The 15485-nt window shown below is 64.6% G+C and carries 11 protein-coding genes; 5 read left to right on the forward strand and 6 right to left on the reverse strand.

What is annotated here, in order from left to right:
• Positions 1–21: 21 nt before the first annotated feature.
• On the reverse strand, positions 22–969 hold the full coding sequence (locus Pla108_RS15465) for an FHA domain-containing protein (RefSeq protein WP_146445861.1): 948 nt from the start codon (positions 967–969) through the stop codon (positions 22–24).
• Between the two features lie 206 nt (positions 970–1175).
• Between Pla108_RS15465 and Pla108_RS15470 the strand changes: the two genes are divergently transcribed.
• On the forward strand, positions 1176–2057 hold the full coding sequence (locus Pla108_RS15470; protein WP_146445862.1) for a hypothetical protein: 882 nt from the start codon (positions 1176–1178) through the stop codon (positions 2055–2057).
• Between the two features lie 59 nt (positions 2058–2116).
• Here the strand turns inward: Pla108_RS15470 and Pla108_RS15475 are convergent, their stop codons facing one another.
• Both Pla108_RS15475 and Pla108_RS15480 read right to left on the reverse strand, forming a co-directional pair.
• Positions 2117–4108, reverse strand: a complete 1992-nt coding sequence (locus tag Pla108_RS15475; RefSeq protein WP_146445863.1) for an Hsp70 family protein — start codon at positions 4106–4108, stop codon at positions 2117–2119.
• Complete coding sequence (locus Pla108_RS15480; protein ID WP_146445864.1) at positions 4105–4740, reverse strand: hypothetical protein; 636 nt, start codon at positions 4738–4740, stop codon at positions 4105–4107. Before Pla108_RS15480 ends, Pla108_RS15475 begins: the two co-directional genes overlap by 4 nt.
• A gap of 244 nt (positions 4741–4984) precedes the next feature.
• On the opposite strand from Pla108_RS15480, the gene Pla108_RS15485 reads away from it, so the two are divergent.
• The 4 genes from Pla108_RS15485 to Pla108_RS21650 all read left to right on the forward strand — a co-directional run bounded on the left by Pla108_RS15485 (position 4985) and on the right by Pla108_RS21650 (position 8541).
• The gene (locus Pla108_RS15485) at positions 4985–5629 is read left to right on the forward strand and encodes an RNA polymerase sigma factor (RefSeq protein WP_146445865.1); all 645 of its coding nucleotides are present in this window, start codon (positions 4985–4987) and stop codon (positions 5627–5629) included.
• A gap of 87 nt (positions 5630–5716) precedes the next feature.
• Positions 5717–6727 carry an FHA domain-containing protein gene (locus Pla108_RS15490; RefSeq protein WP_146445866.1) on the forward strand — a complete coding sequence of 337 codons (1011 nt, stop codon included), beginning with the start codon at positions 5717–5719 and terminating at the stop codon, positions 6725–6727.
• A gap of 393 nt (positions 6728–7120) precedes the next feature.
• Positions 7121–8335, forward strand: a complete 1215-nt coding sequence (locus Pla108_RS15495) for an IS4 family transposase (RefSeq protein WP_390615855.1) — start codon at positions 7121–7123, stop codon at positions 8333–8335.
• Complete coding sequence (locus Pla108_RS21650; RefSeq protein WP_390615857.1) at positions 8305–8541, forward strand: hypothetical protein; 237 nt, start codon at positions 8305–8307, stop codon at positions 8539–8541. The genes Pla108_RS15495 and Pla108_RS21650 overlap by 31 nt, the downstream gene beginning before the upstream one ends.
• Positions 8542–8622: 81 nt before the next feature.
• Here the strand turns inward: Pla108_RS21650 and Pla108_RS15500 are convergent, their stop codons facing one another.
• The 3 genes from Pla108_RS15500 to Pla108_RS15510 form a co-directional block, all read right to left on the reverse strand.
• Positions 8623–12930 (reverse strand): PAS domain-containing protein, encoded by a 4308-nt coding sequence (locus Pla108_RS15500; protein ID WP_146445867.1) that lies wholly within the window; start codon positions 12928–12930, stop codon positions 8623–8625.
• 832 nt (positions 12931–13762) lie between these two features.
• Positions 13763–14317, reverse strand: a complete 555-nt coding sequence (locus Pla108_RS15505) for a GNAT family N-acetyltransferase (protein ID WP_146445868.1) — start codon at positions 14315–14317, stop codon at positions 13763–13765.
• Positions 14318–14612: 295 nt separating this feature from the next.
• Positions 14613–15467, reverse strand: coding sequence for a deoxyribonuclease IV (locus Pla108_RS15510; RefSeq protein ID WP_146445869.1), 855 nt, complete (start codon positions 15465–15467; stop codon positions 14613–14615).
• Positions 15468–15485 lie beyond the last annotated feature (18 nt).

Raw genomic sequence — 15485 nt, forward strand, 5'->3', positions numbered from 1 at the left:
AAAGCCGCCCCCGGCGCCGCTCTAGCGCTGGCGGACCGACCGGACCAAGTCCTGGGCGAACAACTTCACGCCGCCGAAATAGACCGACACGTGTCCCGGCAACTCGCACTCGGTGATGCGATTCGCAAGGCTGCCGACGCGCGTCCCATTGAGTGAATCGAGGTCTTGCAACAGGACGGTGTCCCCCTCAATGAGCAACTGGGCGTGATGCTGCGACACCGATTTGTCATCGAGGACATAGTCGCAGTCGGGAGCCCGACCGATTGAGTAGACCTCCAGATCGCGGCCCGCACAGTCGCGGGGCAGCGGCCACGGGAGCCGGGTTTTGCGGCCCAACGACACGAGGTCTTCGTCGTACAGCCGAGTCGGCTCGGCGAGCGGGACCTCGTTGACGAAGGTGCCGTTGGTCGAGCCGAGGTCCTCAATCCAGGCGACCCCGCCCTCACGCCACAGCCGGCAGTGACGCCGCGAGACCCAGGGGGCGCGGACGCGGATGTGGGCCTTCGATCCACTGCCGACGATCCACTCGGTGAGGAGCGATGCATCGGTCTTAGCCGGCGCCAGCAGCCACGACTCGGAGGAGAAGCTCGACGCGACGTCGTCGCCATTCGACAACGGAGCGGCCTGGCGACTGCCGAGCGGGGCCGCCTCGGCCGGCGCCGGGCCCGGCCTTTCGGCGACCGCCAACTTGCTTTCTGGGGCCGCCATTTGGGCCCGCAATTCGCGGTCGTACTGGGCCCGCTGCACCGGATCGAGAAGGCAACACTTGGCCTGCATGATCTCGTTGAGCAAAGGCTCCGAGACCTCGGGCGACATGAGACTCACGCTCCGCAAGAACTGGCAGCGTCCCCGCGCGGCGTTGGAGATGACCTCGCGGTTGGTCTCGAACAGCTCGATCGCCAGCAGGCGGTAGTGGTTCGGCGGCCGCTCGTTCGGCGGGATGCCCAGCAGTTTGTGGTAGGCGTCCATAGGCCCCGACGGTAGCGGCGATAGCTGGCTCCGGGCAGCTTCCAACCTGCGAATGGCGGCGTGGCGGTCGGCCCCGAGGCCGCAGTATCGGCACAATCGGCACACTTTGCCACAACCTGACCCTGCCGGCGGGCCGATTTACCCCAGAAGACGGTCTCTTCCCGCTCTTCCCGCGCCGCGCGAACCTCCGTAACGGGCGAGTTGCTATGCGATACTCACTCACCAATCGACTTGTCCGAGTGACAATCCTGGGCTACGTGACAATCCTCGCCGCGCTGGCGTCGTCGTCGGTGGGCAGGGCCGAGGGCCCGCAGCCCGCGGCGGGAGTCGTCATCGCGAGCGACACCGCGGGGGAAACCTCCGAATCGCCCGACCTGTTCGACATCGTCGTCAACGGTTCCTACGACGGCGCCGAAGAACCGACGAACGACCCAACGCCGGCCGGCGAGTCCGCGGTGCAGGCGATCGAGCTCAACGACGACGAGATCGTCCGGTTCGCGCAAGCGTTGGAGCGGATCCCGGCGCCGACCGAGTGGATGCCAACCCTCGCCCCCTCACCACAAGAGACCGCCGCGAGCGGCTCGGGACTGAACCGCCCGATCGTGACGCTGACGCTCGACGCGGCCGCCGACCCCGAGCTCGTGGCGAACCTCGCCAAGCTCAAGGACGAGGTCGCGATCCGCGACGCGTCGCTCGATCAGTTCGGCTCGTGGGACGCGCCGGCCGCCGAGGCGTCGCTCGCCCCGGCCCGCTTCGCGCCGCAGCTGCTGACCTGGGCCGCCCCCGCTGTCTACACACGGCCGCTCTACTTCGAGCAGCCGAATGTCGAGCGTTACGGCCACTACGTCGCCGTTTGCGAAGGGGACAACCTCTCGCAGTCGGCCCTCAGCGCGGCCCATTTCTTTGCGGTCGTGCCCGCCCTCCCCTACGCGATGGGCGCTAGCCCGCCCGACGAGTGTAGCTATGTACTCGGCAACTACCGGCCCGGTTCGTGTAATCCTCATCAACTGCTGAAGCCCGAATGGAGCTTCCGCGGCCTGTTGTTTGAGGGACTCACCGCTACGGGCATGGTGTTCTTCTTGCCGTAAGCCGTTGGGCCCTGCCCTTCCGTATTGCGATCCCACGTGATGTCGCCCCTGCGAGCGGACTAAGCGAGCATCCCGCGCAGATCATAAAGCTCGTCAGCCGCGTCTTCCGCGTCGGGGAGCGTCCGCTCGTTCTCGAGGCAGAGGCCCCCGAACGCCACCTTGGCGTAGCGCAGCAGGTTCTCCGCTTCGCCGAGCTGGATCCGCAGCGCCGCCGCGGCGGATTGCAGGCGAGTCTTCTCTGTCTGATCCGCCTCTCGCCGCAAGTCGCGGAGGACCTCGCTCAGCAGTTGCGCGAGCGCGGCGTGCTCTTGTTCGGCGGCGAGCCATTGCTCGCGCGCCCGTTCGGTCGGATGCGAGACCGACTCGCCCAGATACAGGTCGGCGGCGCCTTGGCACAGGTAGTCGATCCGCCCGACGATGGCGGCCGGGTCGTCGCTATCGACGGGCGGGGCGTAGGGGAGCTCCGCGGCCGAGTCGGGCGCGTCGGCGTCACGTTCGTCGACGGCGCGCCCGAGAAGGCGGCTCCGCCAGACATCGAGCGACTCGAGCTCCAGCAGACCGTCGCGACGGATCTCGACGTGGGCGCCCTCGGCGGTCGCCGGCACCAGGCAGGAGACCGAGAGCGTCCCGTTCGTCCCGAGCCGGCAGGTGACGACCACCTCGGTCTGCGCCGGCAGGTTCGGGGCGAGCGTCGCGACGCAGGTCCCGACCGGGACGCAGTACTCGGGGTTCTCGTTCTCGCCCTCGACGATGTTGATCTTGATCGACTTCTGTCCGGCCGACTTCGTGACGAACTTCTGCCGCTTCGCCGCGGGCAGCCGAGAGTTTCGCGGGATGATGATGCGGTTGACCCCCTCGCCCGTCCGGGGGTCGACCCCCGCGACGCCGAGGCTGTGGGCGTTGACGTTCACCACGGTGAGCTTGGCGAGCGTCGGCGCGGTGTCGAGCGCGGCGAACAGGGCGGCCCCTCGCGCGACGGCGAGGTCGGGGTCGTGCGACAAGGTCGGCCGGATGCCGGTCTCGGCCTCGACGCGTTGGGCGACGGCCGGGATACGGCTCGAACCGCCGACGAGCAGCACTTGATCGATCTGTTCCCAACCGAGGCCCGCTTGCTCGATCGCGTCGGTCGACGTGGCGAGCGTCCTCTCTAGCAGCGGGGCGATCAGCCCGAAGAAGACCGGCCGAGACAGCTCGACCGCCAACTCCTTGCCGGCGAAGGAACAGGCGACACTCGTCGCTTCGATCTCCGAGAGCTCGTGCTTGGCCCGCTCGCATTGCCGCCAGAGCCGCTGCACCAGCGCGAGGTCGCTCCGCGGGTCGAGCCCGTGGCGGTCGCGGAAACGGTCCGCCACGTAGTCGAGAATCCGCTGATCGAAATCACGCCCGCCGAGCCGGACGTCGCCATCCGAGGCAAGCGTCGTCACTTCGCTCCCCTCGACACGGAGCACCGAGACGTCGAACGTGCCGCCACCCAGGTCGTAGACGACGACATTCTGCGGCTTCGCCGGGGCCGTAGCGGGGTCGAGGCGGCCGGAGTGGTGAAGCTCCGCCAGGGCGGCCGCGACCGGTTCGTTGACGAGGTCGACCACCTCGAGACCGGCGAGCCGGCCCGCCTCGAGCGTCGCCTTGCGGCGGCGTTCGTCGAAATAAGCCGGAACCGTGATGACGGCCCGGCGGGTCGTCGCGTCGGCCTGGACGGTCTTGCGGATCGCGTCGAGCAGCAGCGCGCTGAGCACCTCGGGAGGTGTCCAGTGGCCCCGTACCTGGCGGTTGAAGTGGGGCTGGCCCATGTCGCGTTTGAACGCTTCGACAACGCCCTCGGCGTCGTCGTAGCCGCGCCGCAGCGCCTGCTCGCCCGCCGTGACGGCGTCGCCCAGGTGCAACACGCTGGGGAGCAAATAGCGGCCCTCCTCAAGCAAGTAGCAGGAGAGTTCGCCCGCCGCGGTTAGCCGCGCCGCCGCGCAGGTGGTTGTGCCGAGGTCGATGCCGATCGCCGACGTTGAACCATCGGCCGGATTTGTCGGTGGGCTCGCGGCGAGGGCGTCGCTCATTCGTTCGACTCCGCTGCCGGGGCGTCGTTCACCGACGGGGTCGTGACAGCTGGCGCGGTTCGCATCTGTCCCGCTAGGTAACCCAACAGCGACGCGCCGAGCACGACCGCAACGAGGCCCAGGATGACCGGGAGCGTCAATGAAAACGCGAACGCCGGCCGTGTGGCAGCGGCGTCCGCCGACGCCTCGATCGTAGACGGCAACTTCGCGGCCGGCGGAGCCGTGCGGCGAGTCGCATTACGGGTTGCGAGGCGCGCCAGCGTGGCGTCTTGCCGCCGCATCAAGAACTGCAGACCGGGCGCCCCGGGGGCCATCCGCACGACGTCACCCGACTCGATCGCGGTAAGGCCCACCACGCGCCGCTGATTGACATACAGCGGGACATCGTCGGCCGCGGTCACGCGCCAGCCTTCGGCGCCGCGGCTGAACCGTAGTCGCGTCGACTCGCGTCGCCGCATCGCCGTGGGTAGCGTGACATCCTCGTCACCCGAATCGCCCACCGTGAAGTAGTCGCCGTTGACGCCCCGCATCTCGTCGCCGCCGCCGAAGAAACGGACCAACAGCGGCGCCGCGGTCCGGACGGGGTTGCCCCGGCCCGCGTCGTGGTTCGAGGTGTTGGGGCGCGTCGCCATAGTCGGGAACCGAGGGTGGCAAGTTCGACGCCGCGGCCGATCACCGCCCTTGGCGATCGGCAAGGTTGGCTCTAACGCCCCAGCTTAGCCAGCCGGGTGGCGTCAGGAAGGTGGTTTTAGCGGGGATGGCGCCGCGGCGGTCGAAGCGCGGCTCGCTAGCAGGTATAACAGGGAAAGTCGGCGGCCCGTGCCAGGCGCCGCTCACTCTCCTAGCGTACCGCTGCCCCTCTTGTTACCGAGTTGCATGGCGTCGCCGCTAAACGAATCGCCGCCCCCGACCGGTCCCGACGAGGAGGCCCTTGTCGGGCGGGCGGTCCAGGGCGATCAGGCGGCCCTCGAGACGCTGCTCGTTGGCCGGCACGACCAACTGCTGCGGTTTATCGAGCGCAGCGTCCCGGCGAATCTCCAGGCCAAGGTCGCGGCGGACGACCTGCTGCAGCAGACCTACCTGCAGGTTTTCAAGTCGATCGGCTCGTTCGAATCGAAGGGACCGGGCGCCTTCTTTGCTTGGCTCAAGACCATCGCCAGCCGTAAGTTGATCGACGCGACGCGGTCGCGCGGCCGCGAGCAGCTCGCCAAACAGGCCGGCGCCCCCGCGGGGTCGGCTTCGCAATCGGGCTATCAAAGCCTCATGGGGGCGGTCGCCGAGGGAGGGCCCGGCGCCGGAACGCTCGCCATGTCGGGCGAACTGCGCGGCGCCTTCCAGGTCGCCCTGGCCAACCTGCCCGACAACTACCGCGAGATCGTCCAACTCCGCTACCTCGACGACCTCTCGCTCGAGGAGGTCGCCGAGCGTCTGAGCGTCAGCACCGGCGCCGCCCGCGGCCTCTGCCACCGTGCGCGACAGGCGTTGCGTGACGAGATCATGCGGCTCTCGAGGTTTATTTAGATGGCAAGGTTTATTTAGTCGACACGTTTCTATTAATCCGGCCCCTCTCGATTTAATCGGCTCGCTTCGTTAAGCCGGCCAGCCGCTATGCCCCCCCGCGACGGATCGCCGCCGAACGACCCGCTGGAGTTCATCCGGCGCGCGGCGCGGATTGCGCGCGAGGACCAGGTGCAGAACGCGATCGGACGGATGGCCCGTGACGACGAGCACGACGACTCGCTCGGCGTCGACGCCTCGGCCGACACGCCGCCGGCGCCCGATTCGTTCAACCCCGACTCGTTGGACGACGGCTTCAGCGAACGGTCCGACCCGCCATCGAGCGGCACGCTCGCCGAGATCGACTTCTCGGTCGACTCAACGATCGAACTCCCCGAAGGGCAGTCCTCGACCGACAGCCAAGCCGACCAGCCGAGCCTCAGCGACCCCTCGCCGTCGAGCCATCGCGCGCGGAGTTCGACACGCCCGACGATTCTCGCGACGCCCCCCTTCCGGCCCACCCGGCGGCCACCAATGGCCGTGCTGCACCTCTACGACGACGACCAGCGTGGCTACGAGTCGGTTCGGATAAGGCAGACCCCCTTCGTCATCGGTCGGCAGGACGGCGACCTCGTTGTTGGTCACGAGCGGCAGATGTCGCGACGCCACGCCCGCATCGACCGTGTCCAGGAGGGGGAGACGTGGCGCTGGTACCTCGGCGACCTCCGCAGCACCAACGGCACGTTCCTGCGGGCCCGTCAAACGACGCTCGATGACGGCGACGAGGTGCTGCTCGCCGGCGAGCTCGTGCGGTTCGTCCAAAGCGCGACGGGCGAGGCGTCGCTGGTGCGGGTGGCGCCGTCGGCGGAGGAAGAGCGGATCGCGCTGCCGCCGGGCGTCCATTCGATCGGCTCCGACCCGAAGGCGTGCCTGCCGTTCTTGCTCGACAGCCCCTACCTCGACCCGCAGGGCCTGCGGCTCGAAGTGACCAAAGGCCGCTGGCAGGTCGTCGACCTCGGCACGACCAACGGCCTCTGGGTCGCGATCACCAAACGGACCGAGCTCACAAGCGGCGCGGCGTTCCAGATCGGCGAACAACGCTTCGGCTTCCAGCTGCCGTAGGAAGATGTGCGCTCCGTTTCCGGGAGGGGATAGGGCGGGTATCCGTCGATCTGCGGGACCGCCCACCGTCGTGCGGATTTGCGCATGGTAAGTCGCTCTGCCACTTCACGCCGAGGCTTCGTCGAACCCAGCGGCATCTCACCGCGGTGATGTCAACTCCCGCCGATGCGAGACGGCCGGCAGGCCCCCGTGACGCCCTGCGGAACTAGGGGCGGTGTCCCAGCCGGCGGAGGACCTAAGCGACCTACCGGCGGGCGTAACTCCATGCGGCAGGTCCATCGAATGGCACTTAGTTCGCCGCAAGTCGTTGCGTGGAATTGACCTACGAAGAAGGGCCTCGCTCGCCTAGATGGGAGTTGTCAGACAACCCATCCAAGGCAAGGAGGCCCCGCGATGCGAAGTGCTACCGACGGACGCTGTCGGAGCCAGATCAGCTTTCTGCGCCGGCAGTTCTTGCAAGACGACGGCCTGCCGTTTGGCGACGTTCTCGGCGCGCAGACGTTATCAACCGCACTCGCCGCTATCGAGGGCGGTTGGGTCGATCGGATCTACACGCCGATGGTGACGCTGTGGGTCTTCCTCGGCCAGGTGCTCAGCGCCGATCACTCGTGTCGAGCGGCCGTCGCGAGGTTGATCGCTCACCGGGTTGCCGGTGGCGAGAGCCGTTGCTCCGCTGAGACCGGCGCGTACTGCCAAGCTCGCAAGCGACTGCCGGAGGCGTTCTTCGCCGAAGCGGTCCGCGAGACAGGGCGATCGCTCGACGCCCACGTTAAGAAAGAGTGGCTCTGGAAGGGACGCCGGGTCCGGATGTTCGATGGATCGACCGTCACCATGCCCGACACGGCGGCCAACCAAGCCGAGTACCCGCAGACGAGTCAGTCGAAGCCGGGCGCCGGCTTCCCGATCGCTCGGCTGGGCGTAATCTCGTCGTTGTGCACGGGCGCGGTGCTGAACCTGGGATTCTGCCCGTACGCCGGCAAAGGGACCGGGGAGGTCACCTTGCTTCAACGTCTGTGGGGCGTGCTCGTCGAGGGCGATGTCTTATTGACCGACTGCAAGCTGGGGACTTGGAAGGAGATCCTCACGCTGAAGCGGCGGGGGATTGACTTCGTGAGCCGCATGAACCGAGCCCACCGCAGCGCGGACTTCCGACTTGGGCAGCGGCTCGGGAAGGAAGATCACATCGTCCAATGGTCGAAGCCCAGCTCGATCCGAACCATCGACTGGCCGACTTATCACGCACTGCCCGACTGGCTGACGGTCCGCGAGGCGCGGGTTCGCATCACAACGCCCGGCTTCCGGACGAAGGAGATCATCGTCGTCACGACGCTGCTCGACCCGAAACAGTACCCGAAGGAAGACTTGGCCGAGTTGTACCGGGCGCGTTGGAACCAAGAGCTCGACCTGCGGTCGATCAAGACGACGATGCAGATGGATGCCTTGCGATGCAAGACGCCCGAGCTGGTCCGTAAGGAAGCTTGGGCCCATCTGTTGGCCTACAACCTGATCCGGACGGTCATGGCGCAGGCCGCCGCGAAGCACGGCGGCTGCCTCGGACGCTCAGCTTCAAGGGAGCAATGCAAACGCTCGAAGCCTTCCAACCCTTGATCACGCAGATCGGGCCACGCAACCGTTCACGTCGCAGTCACTTCTACCAAGAGCTGCTCGACGCCATCGCCACCCACCGGGTCGCCGACCGGCCCGATCGCTTCGAGCCCCGACGGAAGAAAAAGCGAAAGGCCCCGTACGACCTCCTCATGAAATCACGAGCTGAAACCAAACTCGATATCCTCAAAGGGGTTAGCAAGAACTAAATGCCATTCGGTGGACCAACCTCTGCTGATTCAATCTTTGGCGCCGGTGAGTTGATATCCAGCAGTAAAGTCGATTCGAGACTAAATGCTCAAGAATAGCTGCTGTAGATCGGCGGCGCCGATAGGCTTCACAAGGTGATTATCGAAGCCCGCCGCCTTGGACCGCTGCCGGTCTACCTCCTGGCCGTTGCCCGTGACGGCGACCAGGGTGATCGTTTTTCCCCAGGGCTCGGTCCGGATCCGACGCGCTGCTTCACACCCGTCAAGCACCGGCATGTGCATGTCCATCAGCACAACTTGTGGGCGGAAGTGCGCCGCTTCCTCGACAGCTTGGAGTCCATCGCTTGCCTTGCGGACGTCATTGCCAAACTTCTGGCAAAGCACGCTTAGCAAGTGCGCTGCGCCTCGGTTGTCATCGACCACCAGAACGCGGAGCCCGAAGTCGGTTGGTAGCTCCTCGATGTTCGCTTCGCAATCTCGCTCGTTCTCGGCATCAGCGTGATCGGCTGGGAGCGGAAGCCGGATGCGGAATTCACTGCCTGCGCCCGCGCCTTCACTTTCGACCTCAACGGTTCCATCGTGCATCTCAACCAGAGTCTTCACTAGCGTCAAGCCGATCCCAAGTCCCGCGTGGCCGTTCTCTATAGATCGTCCTCCCTGGTCGAACATGTCAAATACTCGTTGCTGCAAATCCGCCGGGATCCCGACGCCAGAATCCTTGACGCTGACGACTACTTCGCCGTCACCGATGCTGCATGTTAGATCGATGCTTCCCCCAGGCGGCGTGTACCTGGCCGCATTGGTCAGCAAGTTCGAGAAGACTTGAGCCATCCGATTTGGGTCGACGTCTAGCCAAGTGGGCGTGTTGGGTAGCGCCACCGTGAGCCGGTGATTCGCCTCTTCTATTAGTGGAGTCGAGGCTTCGACCGCGCTACGCACTACTTCATCCAACCTCACCCTGGCCCGGCGTAAGTTAAGGTTGCCACGCGTGATCCGTGAGACGTCCAGTAGGTCGTCGACTAGCGCGATCAGCTGCAACGTCTGCCGCTCCATCACTAGGCGCGTCGCCTCCGAAGCATCTGGGTCATCCTTTGATAGTCGCAACAACTCAAGACCGGTCCGGATCGGAGCGAGCGGGTTGCGGAGCTCGTGCGCCAGGGTCGCCAGGAACACATCTTTGCGGCGGTCGGCTTCTGCAAGTTTAGCGGCAATTTCTTGCAGTTCCTCCCGCATCCGGCGTTGCTCCGTGACATCCATCAGGGTCCCGTCAAAGCTAGTGACGCGGCGGCCCCGCTCACCGTCCTCGAAGCTTGCGCGCCCCTTCGCGTAGACCCAGCGGACGTCTCCGCTGGGATGAATTACGCGGTACTCTTCCGCATAGGTTGTTGGGTCGGTTGGAGAGGTGGCGGCCGCGATCGCATCAATCACTCGTTGACGATCATCGGGGTGGAGAGCGGCTACAGCCTCCTCGTAGCTAATAGGCTGATCCTGTCCTTGGAAGATAATGCGGAACCGCTCGTCAGTGGTGAGTTGGACGCTAGAGGGGTCTATGTTCCAAGTGCCGAGCTCAGCTGCTTCCAGAGCCAGGTGCAGCCGCTCTTCGCTGTCCAGCAGCGCTTCTTCAAACTGTTTGCGGTCGGTGATATCCACCACAACGCCCGGCATTCGTACGGCCTGCCCGGCGGCGTCTCGTTCGACCCTCCCCCGGGCGATCACCCAGCGAACGCCGGAATCGCCGATCGCGAGCCGGTATTCAGTCTCGTAGGTCTCCCCTCCTTCGAGCGACTCTTCGACCGCGGTGATCACCCTTTGCCGGTCGTCGGGATGTATCGAACCGATAAAGGCCGAAAGTGATTGGCCGTTGGAATCGTCGACAGAAATGCCAAACATTTTCGCAAGGTTCAGATCGGCCCTAACAACATCTTTGATCGGATCGAATTCCCAGGTTCCTACTTCGGCGGCCGAGAGGGTTGAATCCAAGCGGGATCGGGCCTCTTGCAACTCTCGCTCGATCTCGAGTTTCTCAGTGAGATCGAGCATAGATCCCACCATGCGGATCGGCTGGCCCTGCTCGTCACGGAGCACTCGGCCTCGGTCGAGCAGCGATGCGAAGGTGCCGTCGGCTCGTTGGAAACGGTACTCTTCGAGCCAGAGGTCGTCGCTGCCACCGATGACAGCGTGGATGCTGTCCACGACTCGCTGGCGGTCGTCGGGGTGGATGTGCTCGACCCACCAGGTAGCGTCTTCGCCGACCTGCATCTCCGAATACCCGAAGCGGACTTGCACTCCTTCGTTCCAGGTGACCTTGTTGGTTGCGAGGTCCCAGTCCCAGATCGCGTCGTTGGCCGCCTGGCCAACCATCCGGTACCTCAATTCTCTCTCGCGGAGCGCGGCGTCTGCCTCTTTGCGCTGCAAGAACTGAGCGACTTGCTCTGCGAGCGGCACAAGGCCGCTAAACACCACGTCAGAGAATGCCTCGCGGCCAAACATCGCAATGACGCCTCGCACCTTACCTTCGGCCAGCAGCGGGTATCCAGCGAATGAGACCATGCCTTGCTCGGCCGCCCATTCAGCATCACTGACGTTCGGGTCGTTCGGCACGTCGTTTGTCAGGTGAGGCTGCTGGGTGGCTGCTATACGACCAATCTTAAACGCACCGTACTGGATGCGGCTGTGAGGTCCATCAAGGTGCGTGTACTGACCGGCGCTTGCCTTGAGCACCAGATCGCCTTCCGGTTGATCCATGGTCCAGATGCGGACGAACGCTACTCCGAGGTGCTCCACCAGCGCTTCGCAACAGGCCTGCAACGCCGTGGAAGTTTCCTCCCTCAGAACTAGTGAGGTGCTTACATCGGCTCTCACAGCGACCAGCCGCGTCCGTTCTGCTGCTTCGGACTCGGCGCGTTTGAGCACGGTGATGTCCGTGTTGGCGCCGATCCATTCTCGAACGTTTCCGTCGTCGCCGATGACCGGGACCCCCCGCACCGACATCCACCGGAACTTTCCGTCATGCCGCAGCACCCGGTACTCGATGGTATAGATGCTTTTGTCTCGCACGGCTCGCGACCAGACTTCGGCCGTTCGCTCGCGGTCCTCAGGGTCGATCGCGTTCAGCCAGCCCAACCCCTTCCACTGCTCGAAACTCTGGCCCGTGTACGCCCGCCACGAAGGCGAGTCCTCGATCGTGTGGCCATCCGGGTTGGTGGTCCACACAATCTGCGAGGTAGCGGTCCCCAACGCTCGGTATCGTTCTTCGCTATGCCGGACGCGAAGCTCGGAGTCACGCCGCTGCGTTACATCCCGGAAGACCAACACGCACCCCACCACAGCACCGTCCGTATTGCGGATGGGCGCGGCGCTGTCGTCGATCGGCAACTCTCTGCCGTCCCGCGTGAGGAGAACGGTGTGGTTAGCTAAGCCCACTACGCAGCCCTCACGGAGGGCCCTTTCGGCAGGGTTAGCCTCTTCCTCCCGGGTTTGCTCATTGACGATCCGAAAAATCTCTTGCACGGGCTTACCGTGAGCGTCATGCCCCGACCAGCCAGTGAGTTGCTCGGCGACAGGATTCAAACTCGCGACGCGTCCCTTCTCATCAGTCACGACCACCGCGTCGCCAATGCAGGAGAGAGTGACCTTCAGCAACTCGGCTTGCTCACGATCCTTTCGCAGTTCGATCAGCTCTTTAACCAGGACCTGGGCAGTCTCGCCGTCGCTTTTGTTGGAGTCGTCCAACACGCACTTGGCCAAGGCCTCCTGTACGTTTAGCAGCTCAGATATGTCGCGTTCGTGTTGAAGCTCGGGGTGTACCTTCGTCCAGAAGTGTGCCGTCCTTACGAACGTGAGGAATACCAGCAGGTATTGCAGGTTGGTTTCTCCACAGGCGCAGCGGAGCACTTCGAGACTCCTGGCGGCGTCTTCGTTCTGCAGGAACACATGGGAACAGCATGCAAACAATGCCTCCTCGGCGAACGACTCGGCGTCGGGAAACGTGTCGAGCGGAGCTTCACAGGAACGACAGAATTCCAGGTAAGGATCGAGCTCTCGGCCCCGAGGCAAAGGGCGTCGAATCAGCCGTACGACTTCCTCGATGGTCTCGGGCGGACAGTCGCGGTCGCCCGCGGGTCGGCCAAGACCAACCAGGAACCCAACGTGGCGGGAGATACAGTACCGAACATCACAGAACTGCGAGAGGTAGACGAACAGCCGTTCCTTGAACGAAGACGGGAGCGGGTTGTCGAGATAGCCGAACTTAGCAAAGCCCCACAGGTTCCTGGTAATTTCCGGTGTGTCGGGGCCCAATTGGAAGAAGTTCGGCAATAGGCCAAACCGATCGGCAACTTCCTGCTGCAAAGCCGTTGCGCAAACGGTCGCTTCTAATTCCTCACCCATTCCGATCTCTCCTGCCGAATTGGCTGGGGTCCGCCGATCCGCGGATTGTCTTTATCAGGTCCCACTGATTGACAATTCTATCCTTACATAGGACAGGACCGCTCTGTTGAGCCCCCAGTCGCGTGCACGAGCTTGAGCACACCCGTTTCGGCAGTTTTGGTGTACTTTAGGATAGCGGAGCGTGCCGCTCACTTCAATCCGCTGCGGTACTCTTTCCTGCTTTCAAGGAAGCAGTACAGGGGCTGAAGCAGGAGTGCTCCAGAGAAGATGTGTTAGCTTGTTCCACGCAGAAGGCATCGAGTTTCGCCTGGAGATGGTTGGCGTTCTAGGCAACGTGGTATGGTGGGTCGACGGATTCTCCGCAGCCTCTTTTCGCCTGGCCGGCGGTGAGATCTGGAGAAATGGACGGACAGTCGGATCAAGTCGATTGGGTTTATTCAGGAATCGGGAATCGTTACCGAGGGCTTCCGGTAGCCAGAATGCCGCGCAGCGGATGCCTCAACCGACCGCGGGTAGCGAGACCGCCAATTCGCGTCGGTCGCGACGACCTTTGAGGTTGTGCCGCACCCGGACGCGGCGTGCTGGGCCGCTTTCCGGGGCTCACCAAGCCGCAGCTCACCTCCGTCAATTGCGATAGCTCGACGGCAGCGTCGATTTCATCGTTCAACACGAGTTAGCTCGCGTCAAAATCGGCCCCGGAATCAAAGACCCAGTCGCTGGAACCAACCTGCGCCAACTATCGAAGCTCGGAGCGTTGCCGAATCTCTCCCCTGCGTACCAGGGCGGCCTTCTCCTCCCCTAGCCTCTAACTAAATGTGAGCGGGGCGACGGCTCAGGCGTAATCGAACTCGACCGCTCGGTAGCTGGTCCGTACGCGGCGGAAACCGAGCGACTCATACATCGCCACGGCGGGCGTGTTGGTGGCGGTCACTTCGAGCGTCGCCCGCTGCAGGCCGACTTCGCCGAAGCCCTCGAGCGCCGCCATCACCAGCGCCCGGCCGATGCCCCGGCCGCGGCCCCACGGCGTGACGCCGACGTTCTGGATGCTGCCGTACCGCGGCGTGATCCGGACCCCTTGGATGGTGCCGATCGGCTCGGGCGGGCCCGGCGCGTCGACGTACTCCACCAGCCAGGTCGCCTCGGGCAAGAAGCCTGGCTTGCTGGCGATCTCTTCCATCAGCCGCAGGCAGCCATCCTCGTCCGCGAGGCAGGGGAACACCCCGGCGTCGATCTCGGCGTGGAACGCGTGGAACTTCGCCTCGGCGTGTTCGAGCAGCCGGTCGGCCGACCAGCGGGCGTACCGATAACCGGCGGGAAGCGCCGGCCGCCGCCAATCACGGCGGAGGTCGGCTTCCATGCGGAAGCGCTTGTAGTAGGTGACGCCCATCGGCGACGCCCTAGAGGCTCGGGGGACTCGGACGCCGCGAGTCTACCGCGAGGCCCCCAGCAGGTCAAAACTTTGACCCGGCCGTGAGCAATCGTCTGCAAGGCCAAGCCCTCACAACCTCTTTAAAACGAACCACCAAGGCGCAATGAACACCGAAAGAATAAGGCTGTCAGCCCACGAATAACGCGAATCGCCGCGGATGATTTGTGATCAAGAGGATTCGCAGCGATTCGCGTTACTCATGGGCGCTTTCTTAGTTTTTGTGTCCTTTGTGCCTCGTGGTTACTTGACTCCGTTACGCAACAAGCGACCGCAGTGTCCGGAGGTTGATGACGTCGAGGTCCTCCCCGTCGCGGTCGCCCTTGGGCGTCTCGAGGTACATCGGGACCTTTTTGAACCGCCGGTCGTTCATTAGATGGCGGAACGGCTCGAGGCCCATCTCGCCCTCGCCGATCGCCGCGTGACGGTCGACCCGGGAACCTTGCGGCTTCAGCGAGTCGTTCACATGAAACGCCTTCACCCGGTCGCAGCCGACGGTCTTGTCGAGCTCGCGCATTGTCGCCAGGTAGTCCTTTTTGTCCTGCATCGCGTAGCCAGCGGCGAAGACGTGGCACGTGTCGAAGCAGACGCCTAGTCGGTCGGGGTCGGCCGCCTGGGCGATGATCTCGGCGAGGTGCTCGAAGCGCCAACCAAGGTTCGACCCCTGCCCGGCGGTGGTCTCGAGCAGCACCTGGGCGGCGATCTTCGGCGTCTGCCGATGGACCTCATCGAGCCCCGCCGCGATCCGTTGGAGGCCCGCCTCCTCGCTGCTGGTCGTGAAGGCGCCGGGGTGGGCGACGACGTAGGGGATGCCCAACTGCTCGGCCCGCTGCAGCTCGATCACCAGCGCGTCGATCGACTTCTTCCAGAGCTCGTCGGCGGGCGAGCCGAGGTTGATCAAGTACGAGTCGTGCGAGATCGGGTGCGTGATCCCATGCTCGGCGAGCGCCCCTTTGAAGGCCTCGCAATCCTTGTCGGTGAGCGGCTTGCCGGCCCACTGGTTGTTGTTCTTGGTGAACAACTGCACGCAGTCACAACCGGCGGTCGCGGCGGCGTTGACCGCTTTGTAGTAGCCCCCCGCGATCGACATGTGGGCGCCAAGCAGCGGCATCGTGGGACTCGCTCAATC

The sequence above is a fragment of the Botrimarina colliarenosi genome, assembly GCF_007859955.1.
GTDB classification, from domain to species: Bacteria; Planctomycetota; Planctomycetia; order Pirellulales; family Lacipirellulaceae; genus Botrimarina; species Botrimarina colliarenosi.